At 71.5% G+C, this 586-nt stretch carries 1 protein-coding gene; it reads right to left on the bottom strand.

Annotated features, from left to right (window positions below):
* Positions 1-586 (bottom strand): PAS domain-containing protein (locus tag AB6A65_RS16465; protein WP_371039478.1); only part of this gene is annotated, 586 nt, incomplete at both ends.

The following is a 586-nucleotide window of genomic DNA, read 5'->3' as shown; positions in this document are numbered from 1 at the left end:
CATGAAGCCCTCGAGCGTGCCGTCCGCGCCGCGCAGCGGCTGGATGTCGAGCCATATCCAGTAGGGCCGGCCGTCCTTCGCCCGGTTCAGGATTTCCGCCTGCACCGGCTCTCCGGCGTCGAGCGCGGCGCGCAGCTGCGCGACGGTCTCGGGATCGGTCTCCTCGCTCTGCAGGAAGCTGCCGGCGCTCCGGCCCTTCACTTCGTCGAGCGACCAGCCCGAGGTCTCCTCGAAGGCGCGGTTGACCCAGGTGATCCGCCGCGCCGCGTCCGAGATCACGACGAGGTTCGAGGTGCGCTGCGCGATCTCCGAGAGTTCCGCGATGCGCGCCGTCTGTTCGTGGGCCTCCGTCACGTCTCGCAATACGAAGAGATATCCGGCCGTGCCGTTCGCCGAGGCCGAGAGCTGCCAGCGCCGCGCGCCCTCTCCGGTGACGTCGAACGCGAAGTCGCGCGGCTCCGGCACGCCTCCGGCGTCGATCTCGGCGAGCACCGCGCGCGCCTCGGCAGCGAGCTCCGGCGGCAGCATCGCCTCGAGCGTCTGACCGGCGAAGGCCGCGCCGATCTCGTCCGGCACGATCACCGCG

Origin of the sequence: Rhodosalinus sp. FB01, assembly GCF_041365715.1 — a bacterium.
Lineage (GTDB): Bacteria > Pseudomonadota > Alphaproteobacteria > Rhodobacterales > Rhodobacteraceae > Rhodosalinus.
The sequence above is the reverse complement of the archived record's forward strand: the minus strand, read 5'-3'. Positions and strand labels throughout refer to the sequence as shown.